General features: G+C 65.8%; 14 protein-coding genes. 1 reads left to right on the top strand and 13 read right to left on the bottom strand.

Annotated features, from left to right (window positions below; genetic code table 11):
• Nucleotides 1-94: 94 nt before the first annotated feature.
• The 8 genes from rpe to N2602_RS10935 form a co-directional block, all read right to left on the bottom strand.
• Complete coding sequence (gene rpe, locus N2602_RS10970) at nt 95-832, bottom strand: ribulose-phosphate 3-epimerase (protein WP_260382648.1); 738 nt, start codon at nt 830-832, stop codon at nt 95-97.
• A complete protein-coding gene (cbbX, locus tag N2602_RS10965) occupies nt 829-1,764 on the bottom strand; it encodes a CbbX protein (protein ID WP_172787302.1) in 936 nt (311 codons plus the stop codon). Before cbbX ends, rpe begins: the two co-directional genes overlap by 4 nt.
• A 97-nt stretch (nt 1,765-1,861) precedes the next feature.
• Nucleotides 1,862-2,266: a ribulose bisphosphate carboxylase small subunit gene (locus N2602_RS10960; RefSeq protein ID WP_212254651.1), complete on the bottom strand. Its 405-nt coding sequence runs from the start codon at nt 2,264-2,266 to the stop codon at nt 1,862-1,864.
• An 11-nt stretch (nt 2,267-2,277) separates the two neighbouring features.
• Nucleotides 2,278-3,738: a form I ribulose bisphosphate carboxylase large subunit gene (locus N2602_RS10955; protein WP_172787300.1), complete on the bottom strand. Its 1,461-nt coding sequence runs from the start codon at nt 3,736-3,738 to the stop codon at nt 2,278-2,280.
• A gap of 38 nt (nt 3,739-3,776) precedes the next feature.
• Nucleotides 3,777-4,859, bottom strand: coding sequence for a class II fructose-bisphosphate aldolase (gene fba / locus N2602_RS10950; protein WP_260382647.1), 1,083 nt, complete (start codon nt 4,857-4,859; stop codon nt 3,777-3,779).
• Between the two features lie 12 nt (nt 4,860-4,871).
• Entirely contained in the window at nt 4,872-6,890 is a 2,019-nt protein-coding gene (tkt, locus tag N2602_RS10945) for a transketolase (protein WP_260382646.1), read from the bottom strand.
• A gap of 16 nt (nt 6,891-6,906) precedes the next feature.
• The gene (locus tag N2602_RS10940) at nt 6,907-7,782 is read right to left on the bottom strand and encodes a phosphoribulokinase (protein WP_035716173.1); all 876 of its coding nucleotides are present in this window, start codon (nt 7,780-7,782) and stop codon (nt 6,907-6,909) included.
• A 13-nt stretch (nt 7,783-7,795) separates the two neighbouring features.
• Nucleotides 7,796-8,833, bottom strand: coding sequence for a class 1 fructose-bisphosphatase (locus tag N2602_RS10935; protein ID WP_260382645.1), 1,038 nt, complete (start codon nt 8,831-8,833; stop codon nt 7,796-7,798).
• A gap of 119 nt (nt 8,834-8,952) precedes the next feature.
• Between N2602_RS10935 and N2602_RS10930 the strand changes: the two genes are divergently transcribed.
• Nucleotides 8,953-9,930: a LysR family transcriptional regulator gene (locus N2602_RS10930; RefSeq protein WP_172787296.1), complete on the top strand. Its 978-nt coding sequence runs from the start codon at nt 8,953-8,955 to the stop codon at nt 9,928-9,930.
• A gap of 242 nt (nt 9,931-10,172) precedes the next feature.
• On the opposite strand, the gene N2602_RS10925 is transcribed toward N2602_RS10930, so the two are convergent.
• From N2602_RS10925 to N2602_RS10905, 5 genes are all read right to left on the bottom strand, one after another.
• The gene (locus N2602_RS10925; protein WP_260382644.1) at nt 10,173-10,370 is read right to left on the bottom strand and encodes a hypothetical protein; all 198 of its coding nucleotides are present in this window, start codon (nt 10,368-10,370) and stop codon (nt 10,173-10,175) included.
• 132 nt (nt 10,371-10,502) lie between these two features.
• The gene (locus N2602_RS10920) at nt 10,503-10,919 is read right to left on the bottom strand and encodes a DUF4118 domain-containing protein (protein ID WP_260382643.1); all 417 of its coding nucleotides are present in this window, start codon (nt 10,917-10,919) and stop codon (nt 10,503-10,505) included.
• A gap of 136 nt (nt 10,920-11,055) precedes the next feature.
• Nucleotides 11,056-12,249 carry an MFS transporter gene (locus N2602_RS10915; RefSeq protein ID WP_260382642.1) on the bottom strand — a complete coding sequence of 398 codons (1,194 nt, stop codon included), beginning with the start codon at nt 12,247-12,249 and terminating at the stop codon, nt 11,056-11,058.
• A gap of 56 nt (nt 12,250-12,305) precedes the next feature.
• On the bottom strand, nt 12,306-12,926 hold the full coding sequence (locus N2602_RS10910; RefSeq protein ID WP_311739348.1) for a TetR/AcrR family transcriptional regulator: 621 nt from the start codon (nt 12,924-12,926) through the stop codon (nt 12,306-12,308).
• Nucleotides 12,927-13,158: 232 nt separating this feature from the next.
• Nucleotides 13,159-14,106 (bottom strand): N-carbamoyl-D-amino-acid hydrolase, encoded by a 948-nt coding sequence (locus N2602_RS10905; RefSeq protein ID WP_409241896.1) that lies wholly within the window; start codon nt 14,104-14,106, stop codon nt 13,159-13,161.
• Nucleotides 14,107-14,222 lie beyond the last annotated feature (116 nt).

Here is a 14,222-nt window from a genome sequence, read left to right as displayed (position 1 = left end):
CGGCCTGAAAGACTTGCCCGCTAACTTCGTCGAAAGTGCCACGGCTTGGGACAACCGGCACGCCGGATCTTCCGATGCGTAAACCTCCCGTAGTCTACCGGATACGGCCTCCATCGCTTACGCGCTTCGGCTGTACGGAACTATGTTGCAGTTTCGGAACCCGTCCCGCCTCCGCAGCGATCCGAATGCCGGCGATGTTGGCGGCATAGTCCGCGCTGCCCTTGCCGCGGAACACGGCGGACCCCGCCACCAGCGTATCGACACCGGCGGCGGCAACCGCAGCAGCATTGTCGCGCGTAATGCCGCCGTCGACTTCGATCCGGATCTGCCGATCGCCAATCATGCTGCGAATGCGCCGGATCTTGTCGAGCTGGGATTCAAGGAAAGCCTGGCCGCCGAAGCCCGGATTGACCGTCATCACCAGCACGAGGTCGAGACGATCGAGCACATATTCGATCGTGCTCTCCGGTGTCGAAGGACACAGGCTGACGCCGGCTTTCTTGCCGAGCGCCCGGATCGCCTGGAGCGAACGGTCGAGATGCGGACCCGCTTCGGCGTGAACAGTGATGACGTCAGCGCCCGCCTTTGCGAACGCTTCGAGATAGGGATCGACCGGTGCGATCATGAGGTGCACGTCGAAGACCTTCTTCGTCAGCGGCCGAATCGCCTTGATGACGTCAGCACCAAAGCTGATGTTGGGGACGAAATGGCCGTCCATGACATCGCAATGGATCCAGTCGGCGCCGGCCGCGTCGATCGCCGCGATCTCCTCACCGAGACGCGCGAAGTCTGCGGCCAGGATCGAGGGAGCAATAAGGATCTCGCTGGTCATGCCTTCACGCTCCTTTCCGCGACCGGACCGCCGCTGAAGACGCGGCTTGCAAGGACATCCGCCGGGTCGATGGTTTCGAGGTCAGCGACATCGAGCATGCGATCGAGATCGGACACCAGCCGATCGGCCTGCCGCAGGCGGATGCGGTCGACGGCGTTGCGGATCGAGCGCGCATTGGAGAAGAACGGCTGCGTCCGGCGCAGCGCGATGTATGTCTCGAACGCCTCGCGCGCCGCGGCCGAAAAGCGATAGCCGCGCTCCTTCAACATCAGCTCGGCAATGACGAGCAGCTCGGCCTCCGCATAGTCAGGGAATTCGATGTGGTGGGCGATGCGCGAGCGGAAGCCGGGATTGGAGGCGAAGAAGCTCGTCATCCGCTCGCCATAGCCGGCGAGGATCACGACGAGGTCCTCGCGCTGGTTCTCCATGACCTGGAGCAGGATCTCGATCGATTCTTGGCCGTAGTCGCGCTCGTTGTCGGGACGATGCAGGTAATAGGCCTCGTCGATAAACAGCACGCCGCCCATCGCCTTCTTCAGGATCTCCTTGGTCTTCGGCGCGGTGTGGCCGATATACTGGCCGACGAGATCGTCGCGCGTCACAGAGATCACTTGCCCGCGCCGCACGAAGCCCAGCCCGTGCAGGATCTTGGCCATGCGCAGCGCCACGGTGGTCTTGCCGGTGCCGGGATTGCCCGTGAACGACATGTGCAGCGTCGGCGGCGCCGATGCCAGCCCCGCACGCTGCCGGATGCGCTCGATCAGCAGCAGCGAGGCGATCTGGCGCACGCGGTTCTTGACCGGCTTGAGCCCGATCAGCTCCTGATCGAGCTGCTGCAGCGTCTCGGTGATTCCGGCCGCTTCAGCCTCCTTGCGGAGATCAAAATGAGTCTCGCTGTGTTCGGTCGTGGTTGCGTGGGGGACATCGAGCATGGCTACCCTCGAAGAAAAGAGCTTCGCCGCGGGAGGCGGCGAAGCAGTGGTCCGCCAGGATACGAAGCAGGGAGAGCTTCGCGCGGAAGCGGATGACCTAAGCTGGTGCGGGCGCCGGCTTTCGAGCCGTGGTGTAGCGGATCGCGCGACCGCCGACCTCCTGGCGCACCAGCTCGAACTCCGTCTCTTGCTTCGGCCGGTTGACGAGGAAGGAGATCCGCACCGATTCCCAGCCGTGGCTGGAATCGAAGCCGCTGATGCGGATGTAGCGGTCGCTATAGACCCTGCGGCACTCGGCGAGCTCCATCATCACGCCGGCGGCGTCCTGGAGATCGAACATCGGCAGGCCCCACATCTCCCAATAGGTGTTGCGGGGATGCGGATCGTCGGTGAACTCGATGTTCACCGCCCAGCCATTGGCGAGACAGTACTGCACCTGGCTGGTGATCTGCTCGTCGGTCAGATCCGGCAGGTACGAGAAGCAGCCCTGGGTGATCTTCATCTCAAATCTCCTCAGACGGTTTCCAGCGCCGTCGGCACGAAGTCCGGCGTGTCGGTGGATTGATAGTTGAAAGTGACGTCCTTCCAGACCTCGAGCGCGGCCTTCAGCGGCGTGCAGGTCTGGGCTGCCTTGGCCAGGATCTCCGGGCCTTCGTGGACATAGTCGCGGCCCTCATTGCGGGCGAGGATCATCGCTTCCAGCGCCACGCGATTGGCGGTCGCGCCGGCCGCAATGCCCATGGGATGGCCGATCGTGCCCCCGCCGAACTGCAGCACGACGTCCTCGCCCAACAGGTCGAGCAGCTGGTGCATCTGCCCGGCATGGATGCCGCCGGAAGCGACCGGCATCATCTTGTTGAGGCTCGCCCAGTGCTGGTCGAAGAACAGGCCGTGCTCGAGCTTGGTCGGATTGAAATCCTCGCGGCAGACATCGTAATAGCCGCGCGTGGTGTTGGGATCGCCTTCGAGCTTGCCGACCACGGTGCCGGCATGGATGTGGTCGACACCGGCGAGCCGCATCCATTTGGCGATGACGCGGAACGACACGCCATGGCTCTTCTGCCGCGTATAGGTCGAATGACCGGCGCGATGCAGATGCAGGATCATGTCGTTGCGGCGCGCCCACTTCGCCATCGACTGGATCGCGGTGTAGCCGATCACGAGGTCGATCATGACGATGACCGAGCCGAGCTCCTTGGCGAATTCCGCGCGCTCGTACATGTCCTCCATCGTCCCCGCGGTGACGTTGAGATACGTCCCCTTCACCTCGCCGGAAGCTGCCTGCGCGCGGTTCACCGCCTCCATGCAGTAAAGGAAGCGGTCGCGCCAGTGCATGAAGGGTTGTGAGTTGATGTTCTCGTCGTCCTTGGTGAAGTCGAGCCCGCCCTTCAGCGCCTCATAGACCACGCGGCCGTAGTTGCGGCCAGAGAGCCCGAGCTTCGGTTTCACAGTTGCGCCCAGCAGCGGCCGGCCGAACTTGTCGAGCCGCTCGCGCTCGACCACGATGCCGGTCGCCGGTCCCTGGAACGTCTTCACATAGGCGACCGGAAAGCGCATGTCCTCGAGGCGCAGCGCCTTCAGCGGCTTGAAGCCGAACACGTTGCCGATGATCGAGGCCGAGAGGTTCGCGATCGAGCCCGGCTCGAACAGGTCGAGATCGTAGGCGATATAGGCGAAATACGAGCCCGGCGTGCCCGGCACCGGATCGACTCGGTAGCATTTCGCGCGATATTTCTCGGCCGCGGTCAGGCGATCGGTCCACACCACCGTCCAGGTCGCGGTCGAGGATTCGCCTGCCACAGCGGCTGAGGCCTCGATCGGGTCGACGCCCTCTTGCGGCGTGACGCGGAACAGCGCGATGACGTCGGTGTCCTTTGGCGTGTAGTCGGGCTCCCAATAGCCCATGCGCTTGTACTCCATCACGCCGGAGCGATAGCGCTCTTTGCCGCGGACCGTGCCTGCATGTGCATTCATGTCTCTCTCCTGCTCTTTTCACTCTTCTTGCTGATTGGTTAAGCGGCAACAGGCTCGCGGGTGATGCGCGGGTCCAATTCGCCCGCCCGATAGCGCCGCGCCATCTCGCTCATCGGGACCACCTTGATCTTGCTGGCGTGGCCTGCGGTGCCGAACTGTTCGAACCGCTCGCGGCACAATTCGCGCATCGCGTCCATCGCCGGCTTCAGGAACTTGCGCGGATCGAACTCGGAGCGCGTTTCCGCGGCCACTTTCCGGAACACGGCGGTCATCGCGAGACGGCAGTCGGTGTCGATATTGACCTTGCGCACGCCGCTTCGGATGCCGCGAACGATCTCCTCCACCGGCACGCCCCAGGTCTGCGGCATCTCGCCACCGAACTGGTTGAACATGTCCTGCAGCGGCTGCGGCACCGAGGAGGAGCCGTGCATGACCAGATGCGTGTTCGGCAGCCGGCGGTGAATCTCCTCGACCACCCGCATCGCCAGGATGTCACCATCGGGCTTGCGGCTGAACTTGTAGGCGCCGTGCGAGGTGCCCATCGCAATCGCCAGCGCATCGACCTTCGTCGCGCGGACGAAGTCGACGGCCTGGTCCGGATCGGTCAAGAGCTGGTCGTGGCTGACCTTGCCCTCGACGCCGTGGCCATCCTCCTGCTCGCCGCCGCCGTGCTCGAGCGAGCCGAGCACGCCGAGCTCGCCTTCGACGGAAGCGCCAACCCAATGGGCGAGATCGACGACGCGGCGCGTGATCGCGACGTTGTAGTCATAGTCAGCCGCCGTCTTGGCGTCGGCCTTGAGTGAGCCGTCCATCATGACCGAGGTGAAGCCATGCGCGATGGCCGAGGCGCAGGTCGCTTCGTCATTGCCGTGGTCCTGGTGCATGCAGAGCGGGATGTCCGGATAGGTCCGCTCCAGCGCGTCGATCATGTGCGAGAGCATGAGATCGCCGGCATAGCTGCGCGCGCCGCGCGAGGCCTGGATGATGACGGGCGCATCGACCGCGGCCGCCGCCTGCATGATCGCAATGCCCTGCTCCATGTTGTTGATGTTGAACGCCGGCACGGCGTAGCCGTGGCTGGCAGCGTGATCGAGCAATTGGCGAAGGGTGATACGGGCCACGGGTCGTCCTCCTTATTGGCTCTTGCGGGCGATCGCCCGGCGGGCCGCTTCCGCAATGCTTTGCGGCGTGATGCCGAATTCGCGGTACAGGACCGGCGCCGGCGCCGAGGCACCGAAGCCGCGCATGCCGACGAATTCGCCGTCAGCGCCGATCCAGCGATGCCAGTCGCCGGCGACAGCGGCCTCGATACCGACACGCGGCGCGGTGCCGAGCACGGCGGCGCGGTAGTCCTCCGGCTGCTCCTCGAACAGCGCGAAGCACGGCGCCGAGACCACAGCCGCACGAATATGTTCGGTCGCGAGCAGGCGCGCGGCTTCCAGCGCGATGGAAACTTCCGAGCCGGTTGCGATCAACGTCACGTCGCGGCCGCCATCCGGCGAGACGACGAGATAGGCACCGTTCGCGACGCGGTTTCTCCCGCGGGCGTCGCTGCGGAAGGTCGGCAGCGCCTGCCGCGACAGGCACAGCACGGACGGACGGTTTTCGGAGCTGAGTGCGCAGTCCCAGGCTTCCAGCGTCTCCACCGCGTCGGCAGGACGGAACACCAGGAGGTTCGGGATCACCCGCAGCGCGGCAAGGTGTTCGACCGGCTGGTGCGTCGGGCCATCCTCGCCGAGCCCGATGGAGTCGTGCGTCATCACATGGATGACGCGCAGCCGCATCAGGGCGGCAAGTCGGATCGCCGGCCGGCTGTAGTCGGAGAACGCGAGGAACGTGCCGCCATAGGGGATGAAGCCGCCATGCAGCGCGAGGCCGTTCATCGCGGCGGCCATGCCGTGCTCGCGGATGCCATAGTGGATGTAGTCGCCGGTGAATGCACCGCTCCTGACCGCAGCTTGCGCCTTGGCGTGCGTCAGGTTCGAATGGGTGAGGTCTGCCGAGCCGCCGATCAGGCCGGCTATCGTTCCAGCAATCCCGTCGAGCACCTGCTGCGAGGCCTGCCGCGTTGCGAGCTTCGGCCGCTCGCTGGCAAAGCGCTCGCGCAATTTCGCCGCGGCCAGCGCATACGCCGCCGGCAGCGCGACGGCCTTGCCTTCGATGAACAGGTCACGCTGCTCCGGCGTGGCGTTTTCGTAACGATCAAGCCAGGCGAGACGGTCGACCTGCCCGCGCTGCCCGATCATCCTCCACGCCTTGAGCACCGGGATCGGCACCACGAAGGGCTGATAGTCCCAACCCAGAGTCCGGCGCGCCGCCGCCGTCTGCTCGGTGCCGAGCGGCGCGCCGTGCGCCTTCTCGGTGCCCTGCCGATCAGGCGCGCCATAGCCGATGATGGTGCGGCAGGCGATCAGCGACGGTTTTGCGGTCCCCCGCTCCTCCGCAATCGCCTGCGCCACCGCTTCGGGATCATGCCCGTCGACGCGGCGCACCGACCAGCCGGAGGCGGCGAAGCGCGCGAGCTGGTCGTCCGACGTCGCCAGCGAGGTCGGCCCGTCAATAGAGATGCCGTTGTCGTCGAACAGCACGATCAGCCGACCGAGCCCGAGATGGCCGGCAAGCGAGATCGCCTCCTGGCTGATGCCCTCCATCAGGCAGCCGTCGCCCGCGATGACATAGGTGAAGTGATCGACGAGGCCATCGCCATGCCGCGCATTCGCCATGCGCTCGGCAAGCGCCATGCCGACCGCCGTGGCAATCCCCTGCCCGAGCGGACCGGTCGTGGTCTCGACGCCGGGCGTATGACCATATTCGGGATGGCCCGGCGTCTTCGAGCCCCATTGGCGGAAGGCCTTGATGTCGTCGATGCTGACATCACCACCGGTCAGGTGCAGCAGTGCATAAAGCAGCATCGAGCCGTGGCCGGCCGAGAGGACAAAACGGTCGCGGTCCGGCCAGTTTGGGTGGGCCGAGTCGAACTTCAGGAAGCGCGAGAACAGCACGGTTGCGACATCAGCCATGCCCATGGGCAGCCCGGGATGGCCAGACTGCGCTGCCTCGATGGCGTCGACCGCAAGGAAGCGGACGGCATTAGCGAGATCGTTGTGCGTGACCGCATTGAGGTCGGCTTCGGCGTGGACGGAGATGTTCATCGGAGTCTCTCCCTGTTCACTTCAGGCTGCGCTTGCGCTCGATCAGCTGCATGATCAGCGGCGTCAGGATCAGCTGCATCGCGAGGTCGAGCTTGGCGCCGGGGCACACGATTGAATTGGCGCGGGACATCCAGCTCTGCGGAAGCATCGAGAGCAGATAGGGGAAGTCGATACCGCGCGGGTTCTTGAAGCGGATCACCACCATCGATTCGTCCGGCGTCGGGATCCAGCGCGCGATGAACGGATTCGAGGTATCCACCGTCGGCACCCGCTGGAAGTTGATGTCGGTCTCGGTGAATTGCGGGCAGATGTAGTGGATGTAGTCAGGCATCCGCCGCAAAATCGTGTCGGTGACGGCCTCGGTCGAATAGCCACGCGCGCTGCGGTCGCGGTGCAGCTTCTGGATCCATTCGAGATTGATGACGGGCACGACGCCGATCTTGAGGTCGGCATAGCGCGCGACGTTGACCTTGTCGGTGACCACCGCGCCGTGCAGGCCCTCGTAGAACAACAGGTCGGAGTTCTCCGGCAGCTGCTTCCAGTCGGTGAAGGTGCCGGGTGCCGCGCCATGCAGCGCCGATTCCTCGGCGTCGTGGACGTAGTGGCGCGTCACCGCGGTGCCGGTCTCGCCATAGTCGCGGAAGGCGCGCTCAAGCTCCTCGAACAAATTGGTCTCGGGGCTGAAATGGCTGAAGTGCTTGTTGCCGCGCTCGGCCTCCTTCGCCATCTGCGCACGCATCTCGGCGCGGTCGTAGCGATGGAAGGCGTCGCCCTCGATGTAGGCGGCATTGACCTTCTCGCGGAAGAAGATCTGCTCGAAGGTCTTCTTGACCGAGGTGGTGCCGGCGCCGGAGGAGCCGGTGATCGAGATGATCGGATGTTTCCTGGACATGGCGTGACCTCGCTCAGAGCCGGAAGAATCCGCGCCGCGCGAACAGCGGCGCCGAGACGCTGGCGACCAGCAGCGGATCGCAATGCAGCTCCTCGACGCGCCGCACCTCGTTGCTCGAGCCCATGATCAGCGGCACGCGCTGGTGCAGGCTCTGCGCCGACAGATCGAGGATGCGCTCGCGCCCGGTCGAGGCCGAGCCGCCGGCCTGCTCGATGATCATGGCCATCGGATTCGCCTCGTAGGTCAGGCGCAGACGGCCGTCGCCGTAGCCCGGACGCGCATCGGAGGGATAGAGGAACACGCCGCCGCGGGTGAGGATGCGATAGGCCTCCGCGACCAGCGAGCCGATCCAGCGCATGTTGAAATCGTGGTTGGCGGGCCCGTCGACGCCGGCGAGGCATTCGTCGATGAAGGCGCGCACCGGCGGATCCCAGTGCCGGCGGTTCGAGGCGTTGATCGCGAACTCCTCGCAGGCTTCGACGATCTGCACGGCGCTGCGCGCGAGGCGGAAGCAGCCCGCCTTGCGATCGAGCGTGAAGATGTCGACGCCTTCGCCGAGCGTCAGCACCAGCGAGGTCTGCGGGCCGTAGGTGACGAAGCCCGCCGCGAGCTGCGCCGAGCCGCGCTGATGGAAGGCCAGTGAGAGATCATCGGGGGCCGGCAGGATCGAGAAGATCGTGCCGATGGTCATGTTGATGTCGATGTTGGAGGAGCCATCGAGCGGATCGATCGCGATGCAGATGCGCCCCTGACGATCGACGATCTGGGCCTCGCGCATCTCCTCCGACGCCAGCGCGGCGATCGGCAGCCGGCCGAGGCAACGGCGCAGGATCGCGTCCGCCTGGACGTCGAGGTCGCGTTGGAGATCGCCGTCGCTGTTGCGCCCGGTAGTGAGGCCCGAGGCGTCGGCGAGATCGCTGCTGGCGATGAGACCGGCAATCTCGATCGCCGCCGCCGCGATGGCGTCGACGGCGCCGGCCACCGCGAGCGCGTGAGGTGCGGTCTCGGAATACCGTTGAAGGTGGTCGTCCAGCCTGAGTTGCCCGGTCATCTGCGTCCATCCCCTGGGCCGGTGCCGCATCCGTTCCCTCCACTCTGGAGGTCGGTGCGGTCAGTCCCGACATCAGGAGATTGACAGCGGCGGCTTAATAAGGAAAATTTCTATTCATAATGAGCCTCAAAGAATTTTCTTATAATGGTCCCGGCCATGCGGCGGCCCAGCTCCGGCATTTGACGATCCGGCAGCTGCGCTCGCTCGCGGCGTTGTCGGCCAAGGGCAGCGTGACGGCGGCGTCCGGCCATCTCGGGCTGACCCAGCCGGCCGTGACCCAGCAGCTGCGGCAGCTTCAGGACCTCGCCGGCCTGCCGCTGGTGCAGCGGACCGGCGACGGCATGCTGCTGACCGAGGCGGGCAAGGAAGTGCTGGCGCTGGCCGAACGAGTCGAGGCCGCGATCACGGATTGCCAGGGCGCGCTCGACCTGCTCGCGGGGCGGACCGGCGGCACGGTGCATCTCGGTGCGGTCTCGACGGCCAAGTATTTCGTGCCGCATGCGATCGCGGCGTTCTCCAAGCGCTACCCCAAGATCGAGATCAAGCTCACCATCGGCAATCGCGAGGAGATCCGCGAGGCCATGCACGGCTACGACCTCGACTTCGCGGTGATGGGTCGGCCGCCGGCCGACGTCACCGTCGACGTCCGCCAGCTCGGGCGCAACCCGCACGTCATCGTCGCGCGCAAGGGGCATTGGCTGGAGAAGGATTCCGGCCTCAGCCTGACCGACCTCGTGCACGAGACCTTCCTCACCCGCGAGCCCGGCTCGGGCACGCGGACGCTGATGGAGGGCATGTTCCAGAAGTCCGATCTCGAGCCGATCATCGGCATGGAGATGAGCAGCAACGAGACCATCAAGCAGGCGGTGATCGCCGGGCTCGGCATCGCCTTCATCTCGGCCCACACCGTGGCGCATGAGCTCGCCGAGGGCCGGCTGGTCGTGCTCGACGTCGCAGGCCTGCCGATCGTCCGGCAATGGTACGTGATCCGCCGCAGCGACAAGGTGCTGCTGCCGCCGGCGCAGGCGATGTTCGATTTTCTCGGCTCGGAAGGCTCGAATTATCTGCCCGACGTGCCCGAACTCGGCGGGCGGTAGCCGGCCGGCGCTCAGCTCAACAGCTTCATGGCAAGGGTCGCCGCCAGCACCACGATGATCTGGAGCAGGCGCTCCGTCGTGAAGATGCGGTTGAACGTGGTCATCTTTTGCCCCGGCCGTCTTGAAGTAGATTTCGATCGGCCCGTTGCTAGCACAGAAGGGCGCGGAGACAACTCCGTAATCGCCCCGTGAGGGATCTTGCCTGCGGCGCCCCGGTTCACGGCCGCGCAGGTCGTTAACGATCAGGCCGCGAGCGGGGCGGCATGGTCCGAGCGCGAGGCGAAATAGGCTTCCAGCTCCGACAGCGCCCGCGCTTCCCACTCCCTCGCCTGCTCCAGCAGCGACCAGCTCTGGCCTGGGCGGAATGCTGCGGTCTGGCGATAGAGCGATGCGATGCCGCGGTAGCGGCGCACGTTCTCCAAGATGGCGTGACCGTTCATGTCCGAAAACTCCCTCGTCATTCCCGCGGGAGAAACTGCGGCCAAATCTTTTTCGAAAAGTTAGCGGCGCGCGGCAAGTCCGCGGATGGTTGCCGGACTGTTGCGCAGCCGCAACGCGCGCGGCGTGATCTATTACGGATTCGTTGCCGCGCTCTCGCCCGAGGGCTTCAGCCCACCGCTTCTGACGATTGTCATCGTGGCGCGGCAGAGATCGGCAAGGCCGATCAGGAGGACTGCGAGAAGACAGAACAGGTTGATGGAATCGGCATTCGCGCTGGTCAGTGCGTTGAACTCGAAAAAGGGCGGGATGAACGCCCACCACACCAGCGGCACCGTGAGCAGCGCGGCCAACGCCGCCGCCGGTGCGCCCGTCATGAGCGCAAGCACGAACAGGCCGGGCAGGAATGCTGCGAAATAGAACTTTGCGCCGAGCACGACGCAGATACCCTGAAGCACGGCCGACATCGCGACGACGGCCAATCCGAGCAGAAACGCCTGCCACGACCATGGCCGTACCCGCGGTACGCCAAACAGCCCCGCACGCTTCATCAGCCTCCCCCTGCCGCCCGTTAACCAGGTGCGTTTGCGACGAAAGTACTACAACCGCAACCCATCCGCGAGATGGAAATTGCCTCATCGCGCGGTTGGTGAACGGCTCGCATAGCGCCATCCCGGCGACCGGCCGCTACTCGGTAACCGCGTAGAGCAACCCCGCGACGGGCAAAGCAAGGCCAATGGCCGATGCGAGCATCCAGCCGCCCTGTGCGAACGCCCAGGCTCCGACTGCGGAGCCGGCCGCGCCGGCGGCGAAGAACGTCGCCATGTAGAGACCGTTGAGGCGACTGCGGTGCTCATGGCCGAGCGCGAAGATGGCGCGGAAACCCAGCACCACGTTGCCCTGGACACCGATATCGATCGCAATCGCGGCGACCACCAGACAGGCGAGGTTCAGCATCGAGCCGGGCGCGCCGATGGCGGTCACGAGGAAGCCGGCGGCCGTGAGCAGCATCGCAATCAGCGTCGCGATGCGGCTATGGCCGCGGTCGGCGAGGCGCCCGGCGATCGGCGCGGCGAACACACCGGCGACGCCGGCCAGCGCGAACAGCGCGATGCCGCGCTGGGAGAAGCCGAACTCGCCGGCGAGCTGGAGCGGCGCCACCGTCCAGAACAGGGTGAAGGCGCCGAACAGGCTCGCCTGGTAGAGCGCGCGGCGCCGCAGCAGGGGCGTGGCCCGCACCAGATCCGGCATCGACAGCAGCAATTGGCCGTAATGCATCCGCGTGACCGGCTTGCGCTTCGGCAGCGTCATCCAGAGCGCGGCCACGAGCACGATCATCAGCGCGGCGGAGGCGAAGAACACCGCGTGCCAGGACAGCAAGGCCGTGACGAAGCTCGACACCGGACGCGCCAGCATGATGCCGAGCATCAGGCCGGTCGAGACGTTGCCGACGACGCGGCCGCGGATGGCTTCGGGCGCCAGATGCGCCGCATAGGGGATGATGATCTGCACCGCGACCGAGCCGAGGCCGATGAACAGCGCCGCGAGCAGGAACGGCAGCGCATGGGTTGCGAACGCCGCGGCGATGAGCGCTGCGGCGCCGAGCATGATCACCGAACAGATCAGGGCGCGGTTCTCGACGAGATCGCCGAGCGGCACGATCAGCAGCAGCCCGGTGCCGTAGCCGATCTGCGTCATGGTCACGATCAGCCCGCTAGCTGCATGCGACAGGCCGAGCGCGGCGCTGATCGGGGCGATCAGCGGCTGCGCATAATAGATGTTGGCGGCGACCATGCCACAGGCCGCGGCAAGCACGAAGGTCAGGCGCTGCGACACCGCATCCGACCCGGGCGCGGTCTCGATCGTGGCATTCATGGTCATTCGCATCGACTCCAGATATTAATAGGGAATGATCATTCCCTATTATGACGATAAATTCAGGCGAGCAGCTTCATGGCGACGCCGACGAGGCGCTCGCCTTCGAGCGGCACGCGGGCCTTGCCGACGACGCGCAGGCCTTGCGTGATGCAGATCATCAGCCGTGCGGTGTCATCGGCCGCGACGTGGCGGGGAATCGAGCCGTCGGCCTGGCCCTCGCGAATGAGGCCGGCGATGAAGCTTTCGTTGCGCTCGAGCTGCGCATTGACGCGGGCGACGACGACCGGATCGACCGCGGAGAGCTCGACGGCACTGCCGACGACCAGGCAGCCGCGCCGCCCCTCGCTACCCTGGGAATGCTCGACATAGGACAGCAGCAGGTGACGGATGCGCTCGCGGCCGTTCGCGCCGCGCGCCGCCGCGCTGCGGGTCTGCTCCTGGCGCAGCGCCGCGTAGCGCTCGAAGGCGGCGAGGAACACCGCATGCTTGTCGCGAAACGCCTTGTAGACGCTTCCCGTAGCGAGCCGCATCGCCGCGGTGAGCTCGCCGATCGAGGTGGCATGATAGCCGCGCTCGCGAAACACGCGCACGGCGCGGTCGAGCGCGGTGTCCATGTCGAATTCCCGGGGGCGGCCGGGCGGACGTGCGGCAGGCCGGGAGCGGCGGGCGGTCTTTTGCATTGCGGGATAATAGGGAATGAACGTTTCCGAATAAAGACACGTGGTTGTGAAGGGGGACATGATGGTGACGTCATTCTCGCGTCCCGGACAAGCTGCAACGCGTAAGCGTTGCGGCGCAGAGCCGGGACCCAGGCGACACGGCGCGGATAAATGGGCCCCGGCTCTGCAGCGCACCGCTACGCGCTGCGCTGCGTCCGGGGCACGAGAGCGGAGCGTGGTGCGCGCACTCTCATCACCCCTTCGGCAGCACCGGCGTGCCATCCGCCATCGTCGTCACGCCCTTCCGTTCGACGATCATGCCGTAGGCCCGCGGCTGGCGGTGGACGTCGAAATTGAAGGTGGTGCGCTTGTAGGAGTTGCAGAGATCGAGATCGCAGCGCGCCAGCGCGATCTCGTCGCCCTTGGTGGTGCAGGCCGCAATGATCTCGCCCGAGGGCGCGATGATGCAGCTGCCGCCGATGTGATCGACGCCTTCCTCGTTGCCGGCCTTGGCGACGCCGACCACGAAGGTGCCGTTCTGATAGGCGCCGGCCTGCATCACCAGGTGATTGTGGAACAGCGAGAGATCGTCATGCTCCGGCGCGGGCGGATTGTGCACCGGCGTGTTGTAGCCGATCAGCACCATCTCGACGCCCTGCAGCCCCATGACGCGATAGGTCTCGCTCCAGCGGCGATCGTTGCAGATCGCCATGCCGATCACGCCGCCGAAGGCATCGACCACGCCGAAGCCGCTGCCGGGCTCGAAATAGCGCTTCTCCAGATGCTGGAATTCGCGCCACGGCTCGTGCTCGGCATGGCCGGGCAGATGCACCTTGCGATATTTCAGGACGATCGCGCCGCTCTTGTCGACGAGGATGGACGTGTTGTAGCGCCTGACGATCCCGGCCTCGGCGGTCAGCTCGGCATAGCCGAGGCAGAAGCCGATGCCGAGCTCGCGCGCGAGATCGAATAGCGCCTGCGTCTCGGAGCCCGGCATCTCGCGCTCGAAGAAGCTGTCGATCTCGGCCTGGTCCTCGAAGTACCAGCGCGGGAAAAACGTGGTCAGCGCCAGCTCGGGAAAGACGATCAGGTCGCAGCCGCAAGCCCGTGCCTCGCGCATCAACGCCATCAGCCGAGCCACCACCGCGGTCCTGGTCTCGTTCTTCGCGATCGGTCCGAGCTGGCCGGCTGCGATGGTCATAATTCTCGCCACGCGTCATTCCTCATTTTTTTTCGAGTGCGCCGGGCCTGAGCCTATCGGGCGGCGCACCGCGCGCACAGGCCGCCTCGGCCCTCCGTGCCGAGGGCACAATCAAA

The organism is Bradyrhizobium sp. NC92, from assembly GCF_025200865.1.
Taxonomy (GTDB): Bacteria; Pseudomonadota; Alphaproteobacteria; order Rhizobiales; family Xanthobacteraceae; genus Bradyrhizobium.
The sequence above is the reverse complement of the archived record's forward strand: the minus strand, read 5'-3'. Positions and strand labels throughout refer to the sequence as shown.

Excerpts from the sequence above, each read along its gene's own strand:
- rpe (WP_260382648.1), bottom strand. The coding sequence starts at position 832 with ATGACCAGCGAGATCCTTATTGCTCCCTCGATCCTGGCCGCAGACTTC.
- cbbX (WP_172787302.1), bottom strand. The coding sequence starts at position 1,764 with ATGCTCGATGTCCCCCACGCAACCACGACCGAACACAGCGAGACTCAT.
- N2602_RS10960 (WP_212254651.1), bottom strand. The coding sequence starts at position 2,266 with ATGAAGATCACCCAGGGCTGCTTCTCGTACCTGCCGGATCTGACCGAC.
- N2602_RS10955 (WP_172787300.1), bottom strand. The coding sequence starts at position 3,738 with ATGAATGCACATGCAGGCACGGTCCGCGGCAAAGAGCGCTATCGCTCC.
- tkt (WP_260382646.1), bottom strand. The coding sequence starts at position 6,890 with ATGAACATCTCCGTCCACGCCGAAGCCGACCTCAATGCGGTCACGCAC.
- N2602_RS10940 (WP_035716173.1), bottom strand. The coding sequence starts at position 7,782 with ATGTCCAGGAAACATCCGATCATCTCGATCACCGGCTCCTCCGGCGCC.
- N2602_RS10935 (WP_260382645.1), bottom strand. The coding sequence starts at position 8,833 with ATGACCGGGCAACTCAGGCTGGACGACCACCTTCAACGGTATTCCGAG.
- N2602_RS10930 (WP_172787296.1), top strand. The coding sequence starts at position 8,953 with ATGAGCCTCAAAGAATTTTCTTATAATGGTCCCGGCCATGCGGCGGCC.
- N2602_RS10925 (WP_260382644.1), bottom strand. The coding sequence starts at position 10,370 with ATGAACGGTCACGCCATCTTGGAGAACGTGCGCCGCTACCGCGGCATC.
- N2602_RS10920 (WP_260382643.1), bottom strand. The coding sequence starts at position 10,919 with ATGAAGCGTGCGGGGCTGTTTGGCGTACCGCGGGTACGGCCATGGTCG.
- N2602_RS10915 (WP_260382642.1), bottom strand. The coding sequence starts at position 12,249 with ATGACCATGAATGCCACGATCGAGACCGCGCCCGGGTCGGATGCGGTG.
- N2602_RS10910 (WP_311739348.1), bottom strand. The coding sequence starts at position 12,926 with ATGCAAAAGACCGCCCGCCGCTCCCGGCCTGCCGCACGTCCGCCCGGC.
- N2602_RS10905 (WP_409241896.1), bottom strand. The coding sequence starts at position 14,106 with ATGACCATCGCAGCCGGCCAGCTCGGACCGATCGCGAAGAACGAGACC.